At 71.3% G+C, this 20741-nt stretch carries 22 protein-coding genes; 11 read left to right on the top strand and 11 right to left on the bottom strand.

The genetic code is table 11. The features are described from left to right. Nucleotides 1-6 precede the first annotated feature (6 nt). Nucleotides 7-927: a proline dehydrogenase family protein gene (locus AC5L36_RS03545; protein WP_441220208.1), complete on the bottom strand. Its 921-nt coding sequence runs from the start codon at nt 925-927 to the stop codon at nt 7-9. Nucleotides 928-1022: 95 nt separating this feature from the next. Here AC5L36_RS03545 and AC5L36_RS03540 point away from each other — a divergent pair, with 95 nt between their 5' ends. Beyond that, the gene (locus AC5L36_RS03540) at nt 1023-1559 is read left to right on the top strand and encodes a CGNR zinc finger domain-containing protein (RefSeq protein ID WP_441220207.1); all 537 of its coding nucleotides are present in this window, start codon (nt 1023-1025) and stop codon (nt 1557-1559) included. On the opposite strand, the gene AC5L36_RS03535 is transcribed toward AC5L36_RS03540, so the two are convergent. After that, entirely contained in the window at nt 1546-2355 is an 810-nt protein-coding gene (locus AC5L36_RS03535) for a sugar phosphate isomerase/epimerase family protein (protein ID WP_441220206.1), read from the bottom strand. The two genes, AC5L36_RS03540 and AC5L36_RS03535, sit on opposite strands and share 14 nt — an antisense overlap. A gap of 41 nt (nt 2356-2396) precedes the next feature. After that, nucleotides 2397-3341, bottom strand: a complete 945-nt coding sequence (locus AC5L36_RS03530; RefSeq protein WP_441220205.1) for a Ppx/GppA phosphatase family protein — start codon at nt 3339-3341, stop codon at nt 2397-2399. Between the two features lie 40 nt (nt 3342-3381). On the opposite strand from AC5L36_RS03530, the gene AC5L36_RS03525 reads away from it, so the two are divergent. After that, complete coding sequence (locus tag AC5L36_RS03525; protein WP_441220204.1) at nt 3382-4242, top strand: DUF3109 family protein; 861 nt, start codon at nt 3382-3384, stop codon at nt 4240-4242. Here AC5L36_RS03525 and AC5L36_RS03520 read toward each other — a convergent pair. Beyond that, nucleotides 4224-4907 carry a response regulator gene (locus tag AC5L36_RS03520; protein ID WP_173040329.1) on the bottom strand — a complete coding sequence of 228 codons (684 nt, stop codon included), beginning with the start codon at nt 4905-4907 and terminating at the stop codon, nt 4224-4226. The genes AC5L36_RS03525 and AC5L36_RS03520 overlap by 19 nt on opposite strands. A gap of 23 nt (nt 4908-4930) precedes the next feature. Next, nucleotides 4931-6265 (bottom strand): sensor histidine kinase, encoded by a 1335-nt coding sequence (locus AC5L36_RS03515; protein ID WP_441220203.1) that lies wholly within the window; start codon nt 6263-6265, stop codon nt 4931-4933. A gap of 144 nt (nt 6266-6409) precedes the next feature. On the opposite strand from AC5L36_RS03515, the gene phoU reads away from it, so the two are divergent. Next, entirely contained in the window at nt 6410-7069 is a 660-nt protein-coding gene (phoU, locus tag AC5L36_RS03510) for a phosphate signaling complex protein PhoU (protein ID WP_441220202.1), read from the top strand. 321 nt (nt 7070-7390) lie between these two features. Here the strand turns inward: phoU and AC5L36_RS03505 are convergent, their stop codons facing one another. Beyond that, entirely contained in the window at nt 7391-8140 is a 750-nt protein-coding gene (locus AC5L36_RS03505; protein WP_441220201.1) for a phosphoglyceromutase, read from the bottom strand. Between the two features lie 120 nt (nt 8141-8260). Here AC5L36_RS03505 and AC5L36_RS03500 point away from each other — a divergent pair, with 120 nt between their 5' ends. After that, on the top strand, nt 8261-9499 hold the full coding sequence (locus tag AC5L36_RS03500) for an MDR family MFS transporter (RefSeq protein ID WP_441220200.1): 1239 nt from the start codon (nt 8261-8263) through the stop codon (nt 9497-9499). Here the strand turns inward: AC5L36_RS03500 and AC5L36_RS03495 are convergent. The 3 genes from AC5L36_RS03495 to mshA form a co-directional block, all read right to left on the bottom strand. After that, nucleotides 9440-10642 (bottom strand): CaiB/BaiF CoA transferase family protein, encoded by a 1203-nt coding sequence (locus tag AC5L36_RS03495; protein WP_441220199.1) that lies wholly within the window; start codon nt 10640-10642, stop codon nt 9440-9442. The genes AC5L36_RS03500 and AC5L36_RS03495 overlap by 60 nt on opposite strands. Before the next feature lie 249 nt (nt 10643-10891). Next, on the bottom strand, nt 10892-11419 hold the full coding sequence (locus AC5L36_RS03490) for a type III secretion system chaperone family protein (protein WP_441220198.1): 528 nt from the start codon (nt 11417-11419) through the stop codon (nt 10892-10894). Next, complete coding sequence (mshA, locus tag AC5L36_RS03485) at nt 11416-12726, bottom strand: D-inositol-3-phosphate glycosyltransferase (RefSeq protein WP_441220197.1); 1311 nt, start codon at nt 12724-12726, stop codon at nt 11416-11418. The genes AC5L36_RS03490 and mshA overlap by 4 nt, the downstream gene beginning before the upstream one ends. A gap of 228 nt (nt 12727-12954) precedes the next feature. Between mshA and AC5L36_RS03480 the strand changes: the two genes are divergently transcribed. Both AC5L36_RS03480 and AC5L36_RS03475 read left to right on the top strand, forming a co-directional pair. Continuing rightward, a complete protein-coding gene (locus AC5L36_RS03480; RefSeq protein ID WP_441220196.1) occupies nt 12955-13722 on the top strand; it encodes an SDR family oxidoreductase in 768 nt (255 codons plus the stop codon). Next, a complete protein-coding gene (locus tag AC5L36_RS03475) occupies nt 13719-14513 on the top strand; it encodes a class I SAM-dependent methyltransferase (protein ID WP_441220230.1) in 795 nt (264 codons plus the stop codon). The genes AC5L36_RS03480 and AC5L36_RS03475 overlap by 4 nt, the downstream gene beginning before the upstream one ends. A 7-nt stretch (nt 14514-14520) precedes the next feature. On the opposite strand, the gene AC5L36_RS03470 is transcribed toward AC5L36_RS03475, so the two are convergent. Next, nucleotides 14521-14607, bottom strand: a complete 87-nt coding sequence (locus AC5L36_RS03470; protein WP_441220229.1) for a hypothetical protein — start codon at nt 14605-14607, stop codon at nt 14521-14523. Between AC5L36_RS03470 and AC5L36_RS03465 the strand changes: the two genes are divergently transcribed. Together AC5L36_RS03465 and AC5L36_RS03460 are read left to right on the top strand one after the other, a co-directional pair. Further along, nucleotides 14579-14914 carry a hypothetical protein gene (locus tag AC5L36_RS03465; RefSeq protein WP_441220233.1) on the top strand — a complete coding sequence of 112 codons (336 nt, stop codon included), beginning with the start codon at nt 14579-14581 and terminating at the stop codon, nt 14912-14914. The two genes, AC5L36_RS03470 and AC5L36_RS03465, sit on opposite strands and share 29 nt — an antisense overlap. Before the next feature lie 320 nt (nt 14915-15234). Continuing rightward, on the top strand, nt 15235-15738 hold the full coding sequence (locus AC5L36_RS03460; RefSeq protein ID WP_441220195.1) for a CAP domain-containing protein: 504 nt from the start codon (nt 15235-15237) through the stop codon (nt 15736-15738). A 4-nt stretch (nt 15739-15742) separates the two neighbouring features. Here AC5L36_RS03460 and AC5L36_RS03455 read toward each other — a convergent pair whose 3' ends face one another. After that, nucleotides 15743-16807 (bottom strand): UDP-N-acetylmuramate dehydrogenase, encoded by a 1065-nt coding sequence (locus AC5L36_RS03455; RefSeq protein ID WP_441220194.1) that lies wholly within the window; start codon nt 16805-16807, stop codon nt 15743-15745. 68 nt (nt 16808-16875) lie between these two features. Here AC5L36_RS03455 and AC5L36_RS03450 point away from each other — a divergent pair, with 68 nt between their 5' ends. The 3 genes from AC5L36_RS03450 to AC5L36_RS03440 all read left to right on the top strand — a co-directional run bounded on the left by AC5L36_RS03450 (nt 16876) and on the right by AC5L36_RS03440 (nt 20197). Further along, on the top strand, nt 16876-17646 hold the full coding sequence (locus AC5L36_RS03450) for a maleylpyruvate isomerase N-terminal domain-containing protein (RefSeq protein WP_441220193.1): 771 nt from the start codon (nt 16876-16878) through the stop codon (nt 17644-17646). Between the two features lie 164 nt (nt 17647-17810). Next, the gene (locus tag AC5L36_RS03445; RefSeq protein WP_441220192.1) at nt 17811-19184 is read left to right on the top strand and encodes a GH1 family beta-glucosidase; all 1374 of its coding nucleotides are present in this window, start codon (nt 17811-17813) and stop codon (nt 19182-19184) included. Beyond that, nucleotides 19181-20197, top strand: a complete 1017-nt coding sequence (locus AC5L36_RS03440) for a LacI family DNA-binding transcriptional regulator (protein ID WP_441220191.1) — start codon at nt 19181-19183, stop codon at nt 20195-20197. Before AC5L36_RS03445 ends, AC5L36_RS03440 begins: the two co-directional genes overlap by 4 nt. The last annotated feature ends 544 nt before the right edge of the window (nt 20198-20741 follow it).

Here is a 20741-nt window from a genome sequence, read left to right as displayed (position 1 = left end):
CTTAGCTCACGCCTTGCGGCTGACCGCCTTGAGGAAGAAGCTGACATTCGCCGGCCGTTCGGCCAGGCGGCGCATCAGGTACGGGTACCACTCCGTGCCGTATGGCACGTAGACACGCACCGTGTATCCCTCGGCGGCCAGGCGGGCCTGCTCGTCCGGGCGCACGCCGTACAGCAGCTGGAACTCGAACTCGTCGGGCGACCGGTCGAACCACCGCGCCCGGTCTTCGCCGATCGCGATCAGCCGGGGGTCGTGGGTGGCGAGCATCGGGTAGCCATCGCCCGACATGAGGATGTTGAGGCAGCGCACGAACGACTTGTCGACGTCCAGAGTGGATTGGTACGCCACCGACTCGGGCTCCTTGTAGGCCCCCTTGCACAACCGCACCCGCGAGCCCGCGGTCGCCAGCTCCCGGCAGTCGGCCTCGGTGCGCCGCAGGTAGGCCTGGAGCACGGCCCCGGTGGTCGGGAAGTCGGTGCGCAGCTTGGTCAGGATGTCCAAGGTGGAGTCGGTGGTGGTGTGGTCTTCCGCGTCCAGCGTCACCGTGGTGCCGGCCTCCGATGCGGCCAGGCAGATCGCTCGCGCCCCGTCGTACGCCAGCTGCTCGTCGAACTTCTGCCCGAGCGCGGAGAGCTTGACGCTCACCTCCGCGGCCGGGGTCAGCTCCGCGTCGCGGAGGGCGTGCAGCAACGCGACGTAGGCCTCGCGGGTGGTGACCGCCTGCTCGGGCGTCTCGGTGTCCTCACCGAGCACATCCAGGCTCACCGAAAGGCCGTCGGCGACCAGCTCACCGGTCGCCCGCAGCGCGTCGTCCGGCGACGTGCCGGCGACGAACCGCCGCACCACACCACGCGTGAGCGGCGCAGTCTCGACGAGCCGCTCCATCCGGGAAGACCGGGAAGCGGCGAGGATGACCGATCGCAGCATGAGGCGAGCGTAACGCCCGCCCCGCGGAGTGGCCCGGTTACCGTCCGCACGAGCGTGACGCGCCATGAGGGCCCCAAGTCGTCTACGGTTGTCGGGTGAACTTCGACGCGTACGCCAGGACGGCCGTTGACCTTGTCAACGCGTCGCTGGACGACCTCGACGGCCTCCGGGGCCTCTTCGGCGAGGAAAACTCCTGGATGGCCACCGAGGCAGTCGAGCGCGACCTGGCCATCTTCCGCCGGGCGCAAAAGCGCCTGCGAGATGTCTTCGAGTTCGGCACGTCCGGCCGCGACATCGAGGCTGTCGCCGAGCTCAACGCGCTGCTGGAGACCTTCCCGGTCCAGCCGCGCATCTCCGGTCACGACGCCAACGACTGGCACATGCACGTGACAAGCCGGGGCGCCTCCGTCAGCGCCGAGTACCTCGCCGGCGCCGTCTGGGGCCTGGCCGTGTGGCTCTGTGAGTTCGGCAGCGCCCGCTTCGGCGTCTGCGCCGACGAGCGCTGCGGCAACGTCTACCTGGACACCTCGTCCAACAACTGCCGGCGGTTCTGCTCGGAGCGGTGCGCCACCCGCTCCCACGTGGCCGCCCACCGCGCGCGCAAGAAGGAAAAGCTGCTTACCGCGGTGTGACCGGCGTCGGGGTGGCGAGATGCTGCCGGGCGTAGGCCAGCGACTCTCGCAGGTCGGCCTCGCGGACCGCCCGGCTGCTCGCCTTGCGCGTCGCCACCTCGACCGCCACCGAACCCGTGAAACCCCGCCCTGCCAGCGACGCCAGCAGCTCGCCGCAGGGCTGGCTGCCGCGCCCGGGCACCAGGTGCTCGTCGCGCCCCTCGCCCGTGCCGTCGCCGAGGTGCACGTGGGCGAGCTGGGCACCCATCGTGTCGGCCATGGCCAGCGGGTCGGTGCGGGAGGCCGCGCAGTGGGAGAGGTCGAGCGTGTACGCGTCGTAGCCGGTCTCGGTGGGATCCCAACCCGGCACGTACGGCACGAACTCGCGGCCGGCCATCCGCACCGGATACATGTTTTCCACCGCGAACGTGACATCCGGGTGCTTAGCGGCCAAGCGGGCCAGCCCGGCACCAAAGCCGCGCGCGTAGTCACGCTGCCAGGTGAACGGCGGGTGCACCACCACGGTGGGTGCGCCTAGCGTCTCGGCCAGCATCGCCGCCCGCCGCAGCCGCTCCCACGGGTCGGAGCTCCACACCCGCTGGGTGACCAGCAGGCACGGTGCGTGCACGGACAGCACCGGCACGCCGTAGTGCGTCGACAGGCCGCGCAGGGCACCGGCGTCCTGGCTGACCGCGTCGGTCCAGACCATGACCTCGATGCCGTCGTAGCCCAGGGTGGCGGCCATCTCGAACGCCGCCGCCGTCGGCTCGGGGAAGACGGAGGAGCTGGACAGGAGTACGGGGACGCGGGAACTCACGCTTGCCAGGGTATCGCCACGGTGGTAAATGCGCTTTGGCGCTACGCCGGCTCCAATTGGTCTAGACGGCGAAGAATGACCCCTTCGCGCAGTGCCCAGGGGCAGATGTCGACCGCGTCGATGTTGAGCCGGCGCATCGTCGCCTCGGCCACGACCGCGCCGGCGAGCAGCTGGTGGGCCCGGCGGCCGCTCACACCCTCCAAACCGGACAGTTCACGGGGAGAGATGTGGCGGATGAATCCGATCACCTGCCGGAGTCCGTCGCGGTGCAGCCGCCGGGGCGCCCACAGCCCGGCCGTCGAAGGGGCGGCGCCGGCGAGGCGGGCCAGCGAGCGGAACGTCTTCGACGTGGCGACCGGACGGTCCCAGCCGACCTCGGAAAGCTTCTGCACGGCCGGATCGAGCATCTCCTCGACGTACTCGGCCAGCTCGTCGACCCGGTGCGCGGACGGCGGCGTGGCGGTGCTGCCGTCGATGTGCAGCCGGTCGCGGGTCAGCCGGCCGGCGCCGAGCGGCAGCGACATGGCGAGGTCGGGGTCTTCGTCGATGCCGGCCGCGAGCTCCAGCGAGCCGCCGCCGATGTCCATCACCAGCAGGCGCCCGGCGGACCAGCCGAACCACCGCCGCACCGCGAGGAACGTGGCCCGCGCCTCGTCCGCGCCGGAGAGCACCTGAAGGCGTACCCCCGTCTCCTCCCGGACCCGCGAGAGCACGGCGGCGGAGTTTGTGGCGTCGCGGACCGCGGAGGTCGCGAATGCCAGCAGGTCGTCGGTGACCAGCCGGGCCGCCGCGGTCATCGCGTCGGCGGCCGCCTTGACGAGTGCGTCGGCGCCGGACTTGGTGAGCGCGCCGTCCTTGCCGATCTGCTCGGCCAGCCGGAGCACCGCCTTTTCGGAGTGGGCCGGCCAGGGGTGTGCGCCGTGGTGTGCGTCCACGACCAGAAGATGCACGGTATTGGACCCGACGTCGAGGACACCCAGCCGCATAGTTCAAACCTTACGGGTACCACGCGCGTAAGCTGACCAGGTGGCAAGCCTGCACGTCCTCGTCGACGACCCCCAAGACCCGCGGAGTAAGGAAGTCTCGCTCGACTTCCCCCGGGAGTGGATCGAGTTCGTCGACCCGGAGGACCCAAAGCACGTCGTACGTGCCGATCTCACTTGGCTGCTCTCCCGATGGACGTGCGTCTTCGGCAAGGCGTGTCACGGGATCATCGCCGGCCGCGCAGCCGACGGATGCTGCTCGCACGGCGCGTTCTTCACCGACTCGGACGACGAAAACCGGGTCAAGGCGGCGGTCAAGCGGCTGACGCCGGAGACCTGGCAGCACTACCGGCGCGGGTTCAAAAACTATACGGAGATGGACTCCATCGACGGCAAAAACCCGGCCCGCCGCACGGCCACGCAAGGCGAAGAGGGCCCGTGCGTGTTCCTCAACGACGCCGACTTCACCGGCGGTGGCGGCTGCGCCCTGCACGCACAGGCGCTCCGCGACGGCGTTCACCCGTTGGAGTACAAGCCGGACGTGTGCTGGCAGCTCCCGGTGCGCCGCGAGCAGGAGTGGTCCAAGCGGCCAGATGGCACCAAGGTGCTGGTGACGACGCTGACCGAGTTCGACCGGCGCGGCTGGGGCTCCGGCGGCCACGACCTCGACTGGTGGTGCACCTCGTCGCCGGAGGCACATGTTGGCACCGAGGCGATGTACCTGTCGTACGAGCCGGAGCTGACCGCGCTGGTCGGCAAGGCGGCGTACGCGAAGCTGGCCGAGATGTGCGCGGCACGGGCAAAGCAGGGCGTGATCGCCGAGCATCCGGCGACCACGGCCGCTGCTGTGCCGGTCAAGATCTCGAAGCGCCGGCCGCCCCGGTCTCAGGGCTCGAACTTGTAGCCAAGGCCGCGGACGGTGACGATGTAGCGCGGCGTGCTCGGCTCCGGCTCGACCTTCGACCGGAGCCGCTTTACGTGCACGTCCAGCGTCTTCGTGTCGCCCACGTAGTCGGCGCCCCACACCCGGTCGATCAGCTGGCCCCGGGTGAGCACTCGGCCGGCGTTGCGGAGCAACAGCTCCAGCAGCTCGAACTCCTTCAGCGGCAGCTGCACGGCCGCACCGGCCACGGTCACGACGTGGCGCTCGACGTCCATGCGCACCGGGCCGGCGGCCAGGGTGGGCGCGGAAAGCTCCACCGCGTCGACGCTCTGGCGGCGCAGCACGGCTCGGATGCGGGCGACCAGCTCGCGCGGCGAGTACGGCTTTGTCACGTAGTCGTCGGCTCCTATTTCCAGCCCGACGACCTTGTCGATCTCGCTGTCTCGCGCGGTCACCATGATGATCGGGACGTGGGAGCGCTGGCGCAGCTGGCGGCACACCTCGGTGCCCGACATCTCGGGCAGCATCAGGTCGAGCAGCACTATGTCCGCACCGGTCCGGTCGAACTCGGTGAGGGCGGAGGTGCCGGTCGCGGCGACCGAGACCTCGAACCCCTCCTTGCGGAGCATGTATGACAAGGCGTCGGAGAACGACTCCTCATCCTCGACCACGAGCACGCGGGCCAACGGACTTTCCTTCCTGTTGCTCGTCAGGCCTGTCGAAGCTCGGCCGGACCGGCCTCGATCTCAACTGACGGTGGTAGCGGCAGTACGGCGTCCGGCGGACGGGCGGGCAGCCGGATGGTGAACGTCGACCCTCCGCCCAGCCTGCTCGTCACCTCCACACGGCCACCGTGGTTTGTCGCGATGTGCTTGACAATTGCCAGGCCGAGGCCGGTGCCGCCGGTCGCGCGGGACCTCGCCTGGTCGGCCCTGTAAAACCGCTCGAAGATCCGGTCGAGGTCGCTCGGCCCGATCCCGATGCCCTGGTCGGTCACCGCGATCTCAACGTACTCGTCGTCACCGCGCGTGACCACATCCACTTTCGTGTGCTCCGCCGAGTAGGCGATCGCGTTTTCCACCAGGTTGGCGACGGCGGTGGCGATCTGGCTGTCGCTGCCGTACACCGTCAGGCCGCGGTCACCGGTCACGTCGACCTCGATGCTCCGGGCGGACGCGGCGGTGCGGGTGCGGTCGATGACCTCGGCCACCACCCAGTCGATCGCGACCGGCTCGGGCGCGGGCAACGGCTCGGCGCCCTGGAGCCGGGTCAGCTCCAGCAGCTCGTTGACGAGGCGGCCGAGGCGGGTGGACTCGGATTGGATCCGCTCCGCGAACCGGCGGGCGGCCGCCACGTCTTCGGCGGGGTCGGTGGTGACGCTATCCGGGTCGGTCGCGTCGAGCAGCGCCTCGGCCAGCAGCTGTAGCGCGCCGATCGGGGTCTTCAGCTCGTGGCTGACATTGGCGACGAAGTCGCGCCGCACCCGGTCGACCCGGTGCGACTCGGTCACGTCGGCGGCCTCGACGGAGACGAAGTTTCCACCCAGCGCGACCGCGCGCAGGTGGACGCCGAGCGGCGACTGCGGCCCGCCCTCCCGGCCTCGGGGCAGGTCGAGCTCCACCTCGCGGCGCACGCCCGTGCGGCGCACCTGGCCAGCCAGCGTGCGCACGATCGGGTGGGCGGCGATGGTGCCCGGCTGGGGTCCGGCGCGCAGGAGGCCCATCGCGCGTGCCGCCGGGTTGACCAGCACGGGCGTGTCGTCCTGATCGAGCACGACGACGCCGACCCGCAGCGCGTCGAGGCTCTTGCGGCCCAGCCCGGAGACCTGGCCCTGCTGATCCTTGGCGATAGCCGGCCTCCCGTTGTCGCGAGTGGCTTCTCCGAAGCCCCCGGCAGCAGCGCCCTCTCCCGCCGGCGACCGGCCGCCGGCAGGGACGAGCGGACCGCGCACCCCCGCGCGGCCGCGCACGGCGAGCAACGCAGCGGCTCCGGCCATCAGGCCGATGACGCTGCCGACCACGCCGGCTCCGACCGCCCACTCCACGTCGCGATCGTAGGGTCATTGTTAACCCAACTGATTCGCAGAATAGGACAAACCTGACCCGCTTCCAAGAGTGTTCACCGCTCGGCCGAGCGTCGTTCACCCCCGGACCGCGAAGATCACGAGGTATCGCCTAGCATCAACGCGATGCGTGACGAGCTGCGGGCAGACCTTCTCGAGGTGGGACGCCTCCTGGTTTCCATGGCCGAGGCGGTGCGTACGGCTATGTCTCACGCGACGGAGGCGCTGCTCACCGCCAACCGCGAGATCTGCGAGACGGTCGTCAGCCGCGACGCCGAGGTCGACGATCTCCAGCGACAGGTCGAGCAGCAGGTCTACGACACGCTCGCCCGCCAGGCCCCGGTCGCCACCGACCTCCGGCTCGTGATCACGGGCATCCAGATCGGCGCCGACCTGGAGCGGATGGGCGACCTCGCCGGCCACGTGGCCAAGACCGCACTGCGGCGCTACCCCGCGCCGGCCGTGCCGCCCGAGCTGCGCGAGGTGATCACCTCGATGGGCGGGGTGGCCGACCGGATGGCGGGCAAGGTGGGCCTGGCGCTCACCACGCAAAACGCGCGGCTCGGCGCCGAGCTCGAGGGCGACGACGACGCGATGGACGACCTACAGCGGCGACTCTTCAGCATCCTGCTGCACAAAGACTGGCCACACGGCGCCGAGGCCGCGATCGACGGCGCGCTGCTCGGCCGCTTCTACGAGCGCTACGCCGACCACTCCGTCAACGCCGGCCAGCAGGTCGTCTACCTGGTCACCGGCGAGACCACCGAGCCACCCAGCGCCGGCTGACCCATTCGAGCTACCGGCTGTTGCTCCCGCGACCTCAGCCGTTCGTGCGGCGTCGCGGTGTTTGTCCACAATGTCGCTTTGGCCGCTTGCTCACGCTGCGTGATGCGGCCTCGCGTCGGGATCAGTCGGCGTCGCGGGCGGCCGCCTGCTGGCGGATCCTGCGAACGAGGAAGAGGCTTCCCGCGGCGTGGGGCTTGTCGCGCGGAGCTGGCAGCGGAGGTCGGGGGTTTCGGCTCGCCCGCGAGCCGCCGACCTCCGCGGTCTCCGGCGGGAGCAGCGGTCCGCAGGTGACGCGGACCCGGGAAATACGGGGTAAATGTCCTAACGGCCCTGGTTGGCGACCGCAGCGGCGGCTTCCTTGGCCGCGTCCGGGTCGAGGTAGGTGCCGCCGGCCGTGACCGGGCGCAGGGAGGCGTCGAGGTCGTAGCGGAGCGGGATGCCGGTGGGGATGTTGAGCTTGGCGATTGCCTCGTCGGAGATGCCGTCGAGGTGCTTGACCACGGCGCGCAGCGAGTTGCCGTGGGCGGCCACCAGCACGGTGCGGCCGGCGAGCAGGTCGGGCACGATCGCGTCGTACCAGTACGGCAGGGCGCGGGCGAGCACGTCCTTGAGGCACTCGGTGCGGGGCATCAGCTCGGGCGGGAGCGTGGCGTAGCGGGCGTCGCCGGCCTGCGACCACTCGTCGTTGTCGTCGATCGGCGGCGGTGGCGTGTCGTACGAGCGGCGCCAGAGCATGAACTGCTCCTCGCCGTACTGCTCCAGGGTCTGCTTCTTGTTTTTGCCCTGGAGGGCGCCGTAGTGCCGCTCGTTGAGCCGCCACGAGCGGCGGACGGCGATCCAGTGGCGGTCGGCCGCGTTGAGCGCCAGGTCGGCGGTGCGGATGGCGCGCCGCAGCACGCTTGTGTGCAGCACGTCGGGGAGCAGGCCGTGCTCGCGGAGCAGGTCGCCACCGCGCCGCGCCTCGGCCTCGCCCTTGGCGGTCAGGTCGACGTCGACCCACCCGGTGAAGAGGTTCTTCGCGTTCCACTCGCTCTCACCGTGCCGTAGCAGCACCAGCGTCCCCAGAGTCATAGGGATCATCCTGCCACCGTGACCGCCACCACATGGAAATCGGGATGCGCGGCTCCCACTCACCGGACTAGCTTGTAAGGAACGGCATGGGTGGCAGCCGTTACGGGGGAGGGGTCTGGCGTGCGCAGCTGGTTACGGGAGACCACGGGTGGGCTTCCCACCACCTTCTGGTACCTGTGGACCGGCACCCTGGTCAACCGCCTTGGCTCGTTCGTCATGATCTTCATGGCGATCTACCTCACGAGCGAGCGCCACTTCACCCAGACCCAGGCCGGCCTCGTGATCGGCTTCTTCGGGGCCGGCAGCGCGATCGGCGTGATGGTCGGCGGCGTACTGGCCGACCGCTGGGGGCGCCGCCCCACGCTCTTCACCGCCCACCTGGGCGCGGCGACCACGCTGCTGGTGCTGGGCTTCGCCCGCGACCGCTGGACCATCACGCTCTGCGCGCTGGTGCTCGGCTTCTTCACGGACGCGACCCGCCCCGCGTTTCAGGCGATGATGGTCGACGTCGTGCCGCAGCGCGACCGGCTGCGGGCGTTCTCGCTCAACTACTGGGCCATCAACCTCGGCTTCGCGTTCGCCGCGGTGCTCGCCGGCCTCGCCGCGCAGGCCGACTTCCTGCTGCTCTTCCTGGTCGACGCGACCACCACGCTGCTCACCGCCGGCATCATCTTCGTGAAGGTGCGGGAGACCCGGCGGCCGCAGGGCTTCGCGCGGCGCCGCGACACCAGCGCGCCGGCGGCCGGCCTGCACACCGTCTTCGCCGACCGGGTGTTCCTCGGCTTCCTGCTGCTCAACCTGCTCACCGCGGTGGTCTTCCTCCAGCACATCTCGATGCTGCCGATCGCGATGGGGCAGGACGGGCTGTCGCCGTCGACGTTCGGCTGGGTGATCGCGCTCAACGGGGTGCTGATCGTCGCGGGCCAGCTCTTCGTCCCGCGCCTCATCCGCGGCCGCGACCGCTCCCGCACGCTCGCCGTCGCCTCGCTCGTCACCGGCCTCGGCTTCGGCCTGACCGTGGTGGCCGACGTCCCCTGGGTGTACGCGGTCACGGTCCTCATCTGGACGTTGGGCGAGATGCTCACGTCGCCCTCCAACGCGACGCTGATCGCCGAGCTCTCGCCGGCGAGCATCCGCGGGCGCTACCAAGGGGTGTTCTCGCTCTCCTGGTCGGCGGCGGCGTTCCTCGCGCCGACGCTGGGCGGCTTCGTTATGGAGCACGCCGGCAACAGCGCACTGTGGCTGGGCGCCGCGGGCATCGCCGCCGTCGTCGCGGCCGGCCAGATCCTCTCCGGCCCGTCACGCGAGCGGCGCGTGGCCGCCCTGGCGGCCAAGCCCGAGCCCGTCCTCGTTACCTGACGGGAGTTGGTGGGCCACACCGTTCGCCAGCAACACCTCGGCGTCGGGCACGGACCACTCCTCAAGTACCTCCCGCGTGTGTTCGCCGGGCAGGGGTGGCGGGAGCGACGGCACAGCGGCGGGTGTGGCCGAAAAGCGCGGGGCCGGCGCGGGCTGGCGCACGCCGTCCACCTCCACGAAGGCGCCACGGGCGCTCAGATGCGGGTCCGCGGGCGCCTCGTCCAGTGACAGCACCGGTGCCACGCAGCCGTCGCCGTCCGCGAAGACCCGGGTCCACTCGTCCCGGGTGCGGGCGGCGACACGGGCCGCGATGAGCGTACGGAGGCGGGGCCAGGACGCCACATCGAGCTGGTCCGGTGTCTCGGCCGGCTCGAGCCCCAGGCGGTCGGCGAACTCGGCGAAGAACTTCGGCTCCAGCGGGCCCACCGCGAGGTGGCGGCCGTCGGCGGTCTCGTACACGCCGTAGAAGGGTGCCCCGCCGTCGAGCAGGTTGGCGCCACGCCGGTCCTGCCATAATCCACTGTGGACCAGACCGTACAGCTGAGTGGCCAGAAGCGTTGTGCCGTCTACGATCGCGGCGTCCACCACCTGGCCCGCGCCGGTACGCTGGGCCTGCCACAGCGCGGCGAGCACGCCGGCCACCAGCAGCATCCCGCCGCCGCCGTAGTCGCCGAGCAGGTTGAGCGGGGGCACCGGTGGGCCGTCCGCCGGGCCGATCGCGTGCAGCACGCCGGTACGGGCCAGGTAGGTGATGTCGTGCCCGGCAGTGCTGGCGAGCGGACCATCCTGCCCCCAGCCGGTGACCCGGCCGTACACGAGGCGGGGGTTGACCGCGAGGCACTCGGTCGGCCCGATGCCCAGCCGCTCGGCCACGCCTGGGCGAAAGCCCTCGATCAGCACGTCGGCTCGTGAGGCGAGCGCGCGAACCAGCGCCGCGCCCTCGGGGCGCCTGAGGTCGACGGCGATCGAGCGCTTGCCCCGGCCCTGGAGATCCTCGCGCGGTGGGAGCGGTACCGCGTGTGCGCCAACGCGGTCGACACGCACCACCGTGGCACCGAGGTCGGCGAGCACCATGCCGGCGAAGGGAGCGGGCCCGAGCCCAGCCATCTCGATGACGCCCAGCCCAGCAAGGGGTCCAGTCATAAGAGCGACTCTAGGCGGAACGGGATCTTCGGCCCGGCGGCGGCGGGCGACACTCACCCCCGTAAGCGTCGCCCGCTCTCGCCGCCGGTCTTAGGTGGCGCCGTCCCCCAACGGCGTGTTGTCGCCACCCATCCCCCAGCGCTTATCCTGGCGCGGTCCCGACGACGGACCCTAGCTCCCCCGAACTGTTTGCCAGGTGCGGCGCGTGCTGATCACGTTACGGCGCAACGCTTTCTTGACACAAGGCGATTACGTTGTCTCGCCCGTCACACCGTTTGACTGCCGGTCCGCGGGGAACATGTGGGAAAAAGCCTGAAGGTTGGCCAGCGACTCGCCGCGCTTGACCCGCCACTCCCACTCGCGCCGGATCGCCGTGCCGAAGCCGATTTCGAGCATGGTGTCGAACGATTCGTCCGCGTACGTCAGCACGGATCCCAGCAACCGGTCGAGCTCGTCTTCGTCGAGCCCGGACAGTCCCACCCGGCCGGTCAGATAGACGTCGCCAACGGTGTCGATGGAGAAGGCCACCCCGTACATGCGGGCGTTGCGGCGCAGCAGCCACGCCCACAGCTCCTCGCGCCGCTCGTCCGGCTGGCGCATCACGAACGCCTCGACGCGCAGCGCGTGCTCGCCCACGATCAGGTTGCACACCGTCTTGAGCTTGTGGGTGCCGGGCAGCGTCACCGCGTAGGCGAGCTCGCCGGTCGCCTCGCACGGCAGCTCGCGCTCGGCGCAGACCGACTCGATCAGCGCGCCGACCTCTGCCCGGGTGGTCACGCCAGCGCCCGCAGGGCCGCGGCGTCGGCGTCGATCGAGGAGGCCATGCGCTCGCGATGCTCGGTCACCGCCTCACGGTAGACCGCGAGCAGCCCCGACGCCGTGCGGGTCCAGGAGAAGTTACGGGCGTGCCGGACCGCACCGGCGGCCAGCTCCTCGCGCCGCCCCGGACACGCCAGCAGCTTGCCGAGCACGATCGCCCAGTCGACCGGACAGTGCCCGTCGACGAGCACGCCGCTCACGCCGTCCCGTACCGCCGTCACCAGCCCGCCGACCGCGGCTGCCACCACCGGCGTGCCGCACGCCTGCGCCTCGAGCGCGACGAGCCCGAACGACTCGTTGTGCGACGGCACCGCGACGATGTCCGCGGCCCGGTAGAGGGCCGGCAGGTCCGCGCCGGTCTGCGGCGCCATGAAGCGGACCGAGTCGGCGACGCCGAGCGAGTTGGCGAGGTCGATGAGCGCGGTGGGCTGGTCGAGGCCGCTGCCGCTCGGCCCGCCGCAGATCACCACCGTGACAAGCTCGGCCAGCTCGGGCTCGCGGTCGAGCAGGGCGGCCAGCGAACGCAGCAGCACATCGGGCGCCTTGAGCGGCTGGATGCGGCCGACGAACGCGATCACGTAGCCCCGCTCGGGCAGGCCCAGCCGGCGCCGGGCCGCGGTCCGGTCTCCCGGGCGGAAGCGCTCCAGGTCGACGCCCGGCTCGACGACGGCGACGCGGGCCGGGTCGGCGCCGTACCGCGTGATGAGGTCGCGGGCCTCGACCTGGGTGTTGGCGACGAGCCGGTCGGCGACGGCGACCACCTGGTCCTCGCCCACCACGCGGGCCAGCGGCTCGGGGCGGTCGCCGTCGGCGAGCTGGGAGTTCTTGACCTTGGCGAGCGTGTGCGCGGTGTGCACGAGCGGCACGCCCCACCGCTCCTTGGCCAGCCAGCCGACCTGGCCGGAGAGCCAATAGTGCGAGTGGATCAGGTCGTAGTAGCCCGGCGGGTGGGCGGCCTCGGCGCGCAGCACCCCGTTGGTGAACGCACACATCTGACCCGGCAGGTCTTCCTTGGCCAGCCCTTCGAGCGGGCCGGACATAATGTGCCGGACGGTCACCCCGGGAGACATCTCCACGCACGCCGGGCGGTCCCTCGACGTGGCCCGAGTGAAGATCTCCACCTCGACCCCGGCGTCGGCGAGCCGGCGGGCGACCTCCACGACGTACACGTTGAGGCCACCGGCGTCACCGGTGCCCGGCTGGTCCAGCGGAGACGTGTGCACGGACAGGGTGGCGATGCGCCGCGGCGTCGGCCAGTGCGACAAGGGTGCTCCTTCCACGACGGCGAATACTCACGCCCCCCGGCAATGCAACCCCCGCGGCCGGACCCATCTTCCCGATAACCAGTTGAACGTGCATATAACGTGCCCCCAGACGTGATCCACCTCTCATACGTGAGCGAGCTTGCGAGCGAACCATCAGGCTCAGGGGTCTAACGCACGGCGTTAGGCCGCGCGGCCAGACGGGCTTCAGCCTGAGGAAGAATCGACGCCATGACCTCCTCGATCGCGATCGTGACCGGCGCCTCCAGCGGTATCGGCGCCGCCACCGCCCGGCGGCTGGCCGCCGAGGGCTTCCACGTCGTCGCCGCCGCCCGCCGAGCCGACCGGCTCGACGCCCTGGTGAAGGAGATCGCCGGCGCCGGGGGTGAAGCCACCGCCCTGACCTGCGACGTCACGTCGGACGAGTCGGTGGCCGCGCTGGCCGCCGGTGTCGGCGAGCTCGGCCGGCCGGTCTCGGTCCTGGTCAACAACGCCGGCGGCGCCCGCGGCCTGGATCCGGTGGAGAGCGGGTCGGTCGCCGACTGGCAGTGGATGTTCGACGTCAACGTGCTCGGCACCGTCCGGGTGACCCAGGCCTTCCTGCCGGCGCTGGACGCGTCGGGCGCGGGCACCGTCGTCGTGCTCAGCTCCACGGCGGGTCTCATCGTGTACGAGGGCGGCGGTGGCTACGCCGCGGCCAAGCACGCGCAGACCGCGGTCGCCGAGACGCTGCGGCTGGAGCTGAGCGGCCGGCCGATCCGGGTTGTCGAGATCGACCCGGGCATGGTGCGCACCGAGGAGTTCGGGCTGACCCGCTTCGGCGGCGACGCGCAGAAAGCCGACGCGGTGTACGCGGGCGTGGCCGAGCCGCTCGTCGCCGACGACATCGCCGACTGCATCGCGTGGACGGTGACCCGCCCGCACCACGTCAACATCGACCGCATCGTGGTCCGCCCGCTCGCCCAGGCCGCACAGCACAAGGTGCACCGGGTGTTCTGATGGCCGCTCGGCCGCAGGGCGAGATCACTCGCGGGACCACCAACCCCAACCGGCTCCGGCGGGTGGACAAATGGATCGCGGCCACGCTCGGCGGGATGCTGCGCGACGCGGCCGACCCGCTGGTGATCGACCTCGGATACGGCGCGAGCCCGGTGACCGCCGTCGAGCTGCGCGCCCGGCTGGTGTCCGCGGTCCGCTCCGACGTGCGCGTGGTGGGGCTGGAGATCGATCCCGCGCGGGTGGCGGCCGCCGCGCCCATGGCCGACCCGCCCGGCTTGACGTTCGCGCGCGGCGGGTTCGAGCTCGCCGGCCTGCGCCCGGCGGTGGTACGCGCGTTCAACGTCCTGCGCCAGTACGAGGAGTCGGCCGTGGAAGCCGCCTGGCGGACCATGGCCGTGGCGCTCGCCCCGGGCGGCGCGGTGGTAGAGGGCACCTGCGACGAGCTGGGCCGCCTCGCCTCCTGGGTGCTGCTCGACGCGTCCGGCCCGCGTACCCTCACGCTCGCCGCCAAACTGTCCACTCTGGACACACCGGCCACGCTCGCCGAGCGGCTGCCCAAAGCGCTCATCCACCACAACGTGCCGGGCGAGCCGGTCCACGCGTTCGTGTCCGCATTGGACGAAGGATGGCGGGACGCCGCGCCGTACGCCACGTTCGGGCCTCGGCAGCGTTGGCTGCGCGCGGTCTACGCCATACGGGCGGCGGGCTGGCCGATCGTGGACCGGCCAGCCCGCTGGCGTCATGGCGAAGTCACGGTCTCCTGGCCGGCCGTGGCGACCGGCCAGGGTTGACCGGCGGTCAGAGAGTCAGCCGAAGCCGCCGCCGGCGGGCGAGGAAGATCGCGGCGCCGCCGGCGATGAGCAACCCGGCGCCGGCGCCGGCCATCAGCACCGCGGGGCTGCCGGTCTGCGGCAGGCCGCCACCGGGTCCGGGCGTGGCGCTGGCGCTGGCGCTGGCGCTGACGCTCGCCGACGGGCTGGCGCTCGCCGTCGTGCTTGTCGACGGGCTGGGGCTCGCGGTGCTGCTTGTCGACGGGCTGGGACTCGCCGTGGTGCTCACCGACGGGCTGGGGCTTGTCGTCGAGCTCACCGACGGGCTCGGCGACGCGCTCGTGGTCGAGCTGACGGAAGGACTCGGCGACGGGCTGGTCGTGGAGCTGACCGACGGGCTCGGGCTCTTCGTGTACCCGTAGCCGCGCGTCCCTTCCGGTTGGACCGCGGCCCGCTCAGCCGCCGGACGGGGCTCCGTGCCCGCAAGCACGGTGGATGCCGTGGCGACGACGGCACCACTGATCCCGCAGACCAGGAGGCCAGCTATCGAGGCACGCCGGGCGGCGTGGGAGAAAGAGAAAGACGACACGCTCCGTGTAACGAGCGATCACCCAGATGCGCAACGGTCTGTCGTTTTACCCCGTTCTCGCCGGAAATATTCGTTACAGATTGTGATTTCGCGAGATTTTCTCGGGTACTTGAACGTCCTGTCCGAACGACTCACACGGAGAGGGTGATCGCGATGTCAACTCGTGGGAGATCGGGCCCGTGGGCGACGCTGGCGGCCGTCGCGGGGGCGGCCGTGATGAGCCTGACGCTCGCCGTCCCGGGGTACGCCGCCGCGCCGGTCACCGGCACCGCCCGGGCGTCGGCCGAGTCCGAAGTGATCCGACTGACCAACCAGGAGCGGGCCAAGCAGGGCTGCCGTGCGGTACGACGCGAGCCCAAGCTGAGCAACTCCGCGTATAGGCACAGCCAGGACATGGCCCGCAACAACTTCTTCAGCCACACCGGCAGCGACGGCAGCGACTTTTCGACCCGTGCCGCGCGGGCCGGCTACAAGCACGCCATGAGCGAGAACATCGCCAAGGGGCACCGCACGCCGGCAGAGGTCGTCAAGGGCTGGATGGGCAGCAGCCCGCACCGCAAGGCGATCCTCGACTGCGCTGCCAAGGCCGTCGGCGTGGGCGTGGCCCGGGCCAAGGACGGCGCGCTGTTGTGGACGCAGGACTTCGGCCGGGTGTGACCGGTCAGATGACGCAGTTGACCAGGACCGGTTCGGGGTGGAGCGTCACCCCGAACCGGCCTCGCACGCCGTCTCGGATCTCCCGCGCCAGACCGAGCAGCTCGGCCGTGGAGCCACCGCCCCGATGGGTGAGGGCAAGCGTGTGCTTGGTCGAGATGCCGACCGGGCCGTGGCCGTACCCCTTGGTGAAGCCCGCCTTGTCGATGAGCCAGGCCGCACTGACCTTGACCACGCCGTCGGGGCTCGGCCACGACGGCGGCTCGCCCAGGCCGGCGGCACGCTCGCGGAGCGCCGAGTACGCCGAGGCCTCCAGCACCGGGTTGGTGAAGAACGAGCCGACCGAGCGGGTGTCCGGGTCGTCCGGGTCGAGCACCATGCCCTTGCCGGCCCGCAGCTCCAGCACCGCCGCGCGGGCGTCGGCCAGCGGCACCCGGTCGCCGATCTCCACGCCCAACGTCCGGGCCAGCTCCGCGTAGCGCACCGGCGCCGACTCGCGCGAGCGGAAGAGGCGGAAGTCGACGGAGAGCACCACCCACCGGTCGCTGTGCTTGAAGACGCTGGTGCGGTACGCGAAGCCGCACTCCTCGGGCGTCATCACCAGGCGCTCGCCGGTGGTCCGGTCGAGGACCCTCACCGCCGTGATGGTCTCGGCGACCTCCTGGCCGTACGCCCCGACGTTCTGGATCGGGGTGGCGCCGGCCGACCCCGGGATGCCGGAGAGGCATTCGATGCCCGACCAGCCGGCCTCCACGGCCTGTGCCACCACGCTGTCCCAGGACTCGCCGGCCTCGACCGTCACGGTCGCCGCGCCGTCCTCGGTGTCACGCACCGTCACCCCGGTGGAACGGACCAGCACGACCGTGCCGGGATAGCCGCCGTCGCCGACGACCACGTTGCTGCCACCCGCAAGGATGAACGAGTTCGCGGGTGTTTGGGCCAGCTCATCCGCATTCGTGGCGATCAATACTCGCTGCGCTCGGCCACCAAGGCCCAAAGTGGTGTAGGCCGCGAGCGAATCGGGCACGGTCGGCTGGGCGGCAGTAGGCAGTTCGGCGCTAACGTCGGGCACGCCATTCACCCTAGGCTGGACCGCACGGGGGCAACCCAAGGGCCGCCCGGCCGCGTCGGGAGGGTGTTATGACCAGCAGATTGCACGGGTCGAAAGACTTCTGGATCGCCGGGCTTCGGGCCGAGGGTCCACCCTTCCGCGACGCCGTCACCCAGGCCTCTCCCGACACGCCGGTGCCCTCCTGCCCCGACTGGACCGTCACCGACCTCGTCCACCACCTCGGTTCCATCTACCGCTGGGTGCGCGGTCACGCCACCCGCGGCGTCACCTCCCCGCCGGAGTCGCGCCGCGTACCCGTCCCGGAGGGCCTCCCGACCGGCCCGGCCGCGGTCGAGTGGTGGCACGACGAGTACACGGAGCTTGTCGACACGCTGGAGGCGCTCGACCCGGAGCTCCCCGCGTGGAACTGGGCGCCACAGGCCAAGAAGGCCGGCTTCTGGCATCGCCGCATGGCACACGAGACCGCCGTGCACCGCTGGGACGCCCAGATGGCGATCGCGGCCGGCGAGCCGGTCGAGGCCAAGCTTGCGGTCGACGGGGTGAGCGAGGTGCTCGACACCTGGCTGCCCGCCGGCCGCCGCCACAACCCCACGTCACGGCAGGGCATGGTGCACCTCGTCGCGACCGACGCGTCGCAGGAGTGGTTCCTGCGGCTGCGGGGCGAAGGCGTCGCGCTGCTCGACACCGGCACGATCCTGGACACCGACGAGCACCCCGCCCGGGCGTACGCGGCGGGCACGGCGAGCGACCTGCTGCTGGCTCTCTACGGCCGCGTAGGCTTCGAAATGCTCGAGGTCACCGGCGACGCCACGCTGCTCGACTGCCTGCGTACGGGCTGACCGATGACGTTTGCCCTCGCTCCGCGAGGGCGGCTCGCCCCAGTCGCTCCGGTCGCCGCGCTCCCTCCGCTTGGTGGCGTCTGCGGACGGCGGCGGGCTCGCGCCCCTTCCACCGCGGCACGTGGCACATAATCGTAAGGACCGTGCCAGGGAGTGGTGAGGGGATGACGGTGGGCCTGGAGTTTCCAGACGGCTTCGTATGGGGTGCGGCCACCGCGGCGTACCAGATCGAGGGCGCGGCCCGGGACGACGGGCGCGGCCCTTCGATCTGGGACACGTTCTCCCGCACCCCGGGCAAGGTCTACGCCGGCCACACCGGCGACGTGGCGTGCGACCACTACCACCGCTACCCGGACGACGTGGGCCTCATGGCCGACCTCGATCTGCGGGCATACAGGTTTTCGATCTCGTGGCCCCGCGTGCGGCCCGACGGCACCGGCCCGGTCAACCCGCGCGGCCTCGACTTCTACGACCGTCTCGTCGACGAGTTGATCGGCCGGGGCATCGACCCCATCGTCACGCTCTACCACTGGGATCTGCCCCAGACACTGGAAGACCGCGGTGGCTGGACCAGCCGCGACACCGCCTACTGGTTCGCCGAGTACGCCGCGGCCGTGTACACCCGGCTGGGCGACCGCGTCTCCACCTGGACCACGCTCAACGAGCCCTGGTGCTCGGCCTACCTCGGCTACGCCTCCGGCGTGCACGCTCCGGGTCGGCAGGATCCCGCGGACGCGTTCGCCGCGGTCCACCACCTGCTGCTCGGGCACGGCCTGGCGGTGCGGGCCCTGCGCGCGGCGGGCGCCGAAAACATCGGCATCACGCTCAACCCCGCCGCGGTGCTCCCCGCCGACCCGGAGAGCGCGGCCGACGCCGAGGCCGTGCGGGTCGTCGACGGGCTGGCCAACCGCATCTTCTTCGACCCGATCCTGGCCGGTGGCTACCCGCCCGACGTGCTCGAGCACATGCGCCGCTTCACCGACCTGGGGTTCATCCAAGATGGCGACGAAAAGGCCATCGCGGCGGCGATCGACCTGCTCGGCGTCAACTACTACTCGCCCACCTACGTGGCGGGGCGCCCGGACGCGCCCGGCGGTGGCCTCGCCCACCCCGGCACCGAGGGCATCCTCTTCCTGCCACCGGCCGGCCCGCTGACCGAGATGGGCTGGCAGATCGAGCCGGCCGGCCTCACCGCGCTGCTGGAGCGGATCGGCCGCGACTATCCCACCACCCCGCTGTACATCACGGAAAACGGCGCCGCCTTCGACGACAAGGTGGGGCCCGACGGGCAGGTCGCCGACGCCGACCGCATCGCGTACCTCGACGGCCACCTCCGCGCCGTGCACACCGCCATCCAGCGCGGCGTCGACGTGCGTGGCTACCTGGTGTGGTCGCTGATGGACAACTTCGAGTGGGCGGAGGGCTACCGCAAGCGGTTCGGCATCATCCACGTCGACTACCAGACCCAGCGGCGCACGCTCAAGGACAGCGCGCTCTGGTATCGCGAGGTCGTCGCCCGTAACGGACTGACGTCATGACCATCGCGCGGGAGCGCCCGACCCTGGAGGCAGTGGCCCGCCGTGCGGGTGTCTCCCGCGCCACGGTGTCGCGCGTCGTCAACGGCTCGACGACAGTCGCCGAGCCGATCCAGGAGGCGGTGCGGCAGGCGGTGCGCGAGCTGGGGTACGTGCCCAACCTCGCCGCCCGCAGCCTGGTCACCCAGCGCACCGACTCGATCGCGCTGATCCTGCCCGAGTCGGCGACCCGCGTCTTCTCCGACGACCAGTTCTTCCCCGGCATCGTGCGCGGCGTCAGCCAGGAGCTGGAGGCGGCCGACAAGCAGCTCGTGCTCATCATGGCGGGCTCGGCGGCCAGTTACGACCGGGTCGAGCGATACACGACGGGCCGCCACGTCGACGGCGTCATGTTCGCCTCGATGCACGGCGTCGACCCGCTGCCCGGCACGCTCGCGCGGATCGGCATCCCGGTCGTGTGCAGTGGCCGCCCGATGGGCCGGGGCACGCCCCCGGTGCCGTACGTCGACGTCGACTCGGTGGGCGGAGCGGCGACCGCCGTGCGCCACCTGCTCGACGCCGGCCGCCAGCGGATCGCCACGATCGCCGGCCCGCAGGACATGGTCGCCGGCGTCGACCGGCTGGCCGGCTACCGCAACGAGCTGAAGGGCTCACGCCGCCGCTCGATCGTGGCCAACGGCGACTTCACCCGCGAGTCCGGCGCGGTCGCGATGCGCCAGCTCCTGGAAGACGACCCGTCGCTCGACGCGGTCTTCGTGGCGTCCGATCTGATGGCACACGGCGCGCTCCGCACGCTGCGCGAGGCCGGCCGCCGGGTGCCCGACGACGTGGCGGTGGTCGGCTTCGACGACGTGGAGATCGCCCGCTACACCGACCCGCCGCTCACCACCGTCCGCCAGCCGATCATCGACATCGGCCGTGAGATGGTCCGCCAGCTGCTCCGCATCGCCCACGGCGACGACGTCGAGGAAGCTCTGATCCTCCCCACCGAGCTGGTCATCCGCGAAAGCGCCTAGAGGATCCACTTCAGACAGATCAGGGCTACCGCGATGTCCGCGGTGGTCCGGACCGCTGCTCCCGCGGCCTCACCCTCCGCTTTTGGCCGCGGTCGCCCCTTTGCCTCGGCAGTGCGCGGCCCCGCGGTGCAGCGGTGTATGTCCACAATGCCTGTTGCCGAACAGGCGGCAGGAGGTCGAAACAGGGTTTCGTCGCTCTGAGTAACCGCCGCCATCGCATGCGCGGCTCAAGATTCGAGATCTTGGAGGGTTAGGGCGCTATATCAACCCTAACTGTCCTAGATCTCGACGTTCTCAGCTGAGACTGCTGACGCTGCGTCACAGACGGTGGCCCGCGAGGCCGGCTCACCCTGTGTGGGGTCCGGACCGCTGCTCCCGCGGCCTAACCCAGCGCTTTGGCCGCGCCCACCCCAGTCGGGTGCGCCGGGCCACCCAGACCCGGCGCTGCGATGAAGCGTCGCGGCCGCGCGGCTGTCCCCTGTGTGCTGGATTGCCTTTGCTCTGCTCCCCCATAGTGGGCGGCCGGCATGAGCCCTCGGGCGCA

The sequence above is a fragment of the Phytohabitans sp. LZ39 genome, from assembly GCF_059359075.1.
Note: the sequence above shows the minus strand (reverse complement) of the source record. Positions and strands in the feature narration are given on the sequence as shown.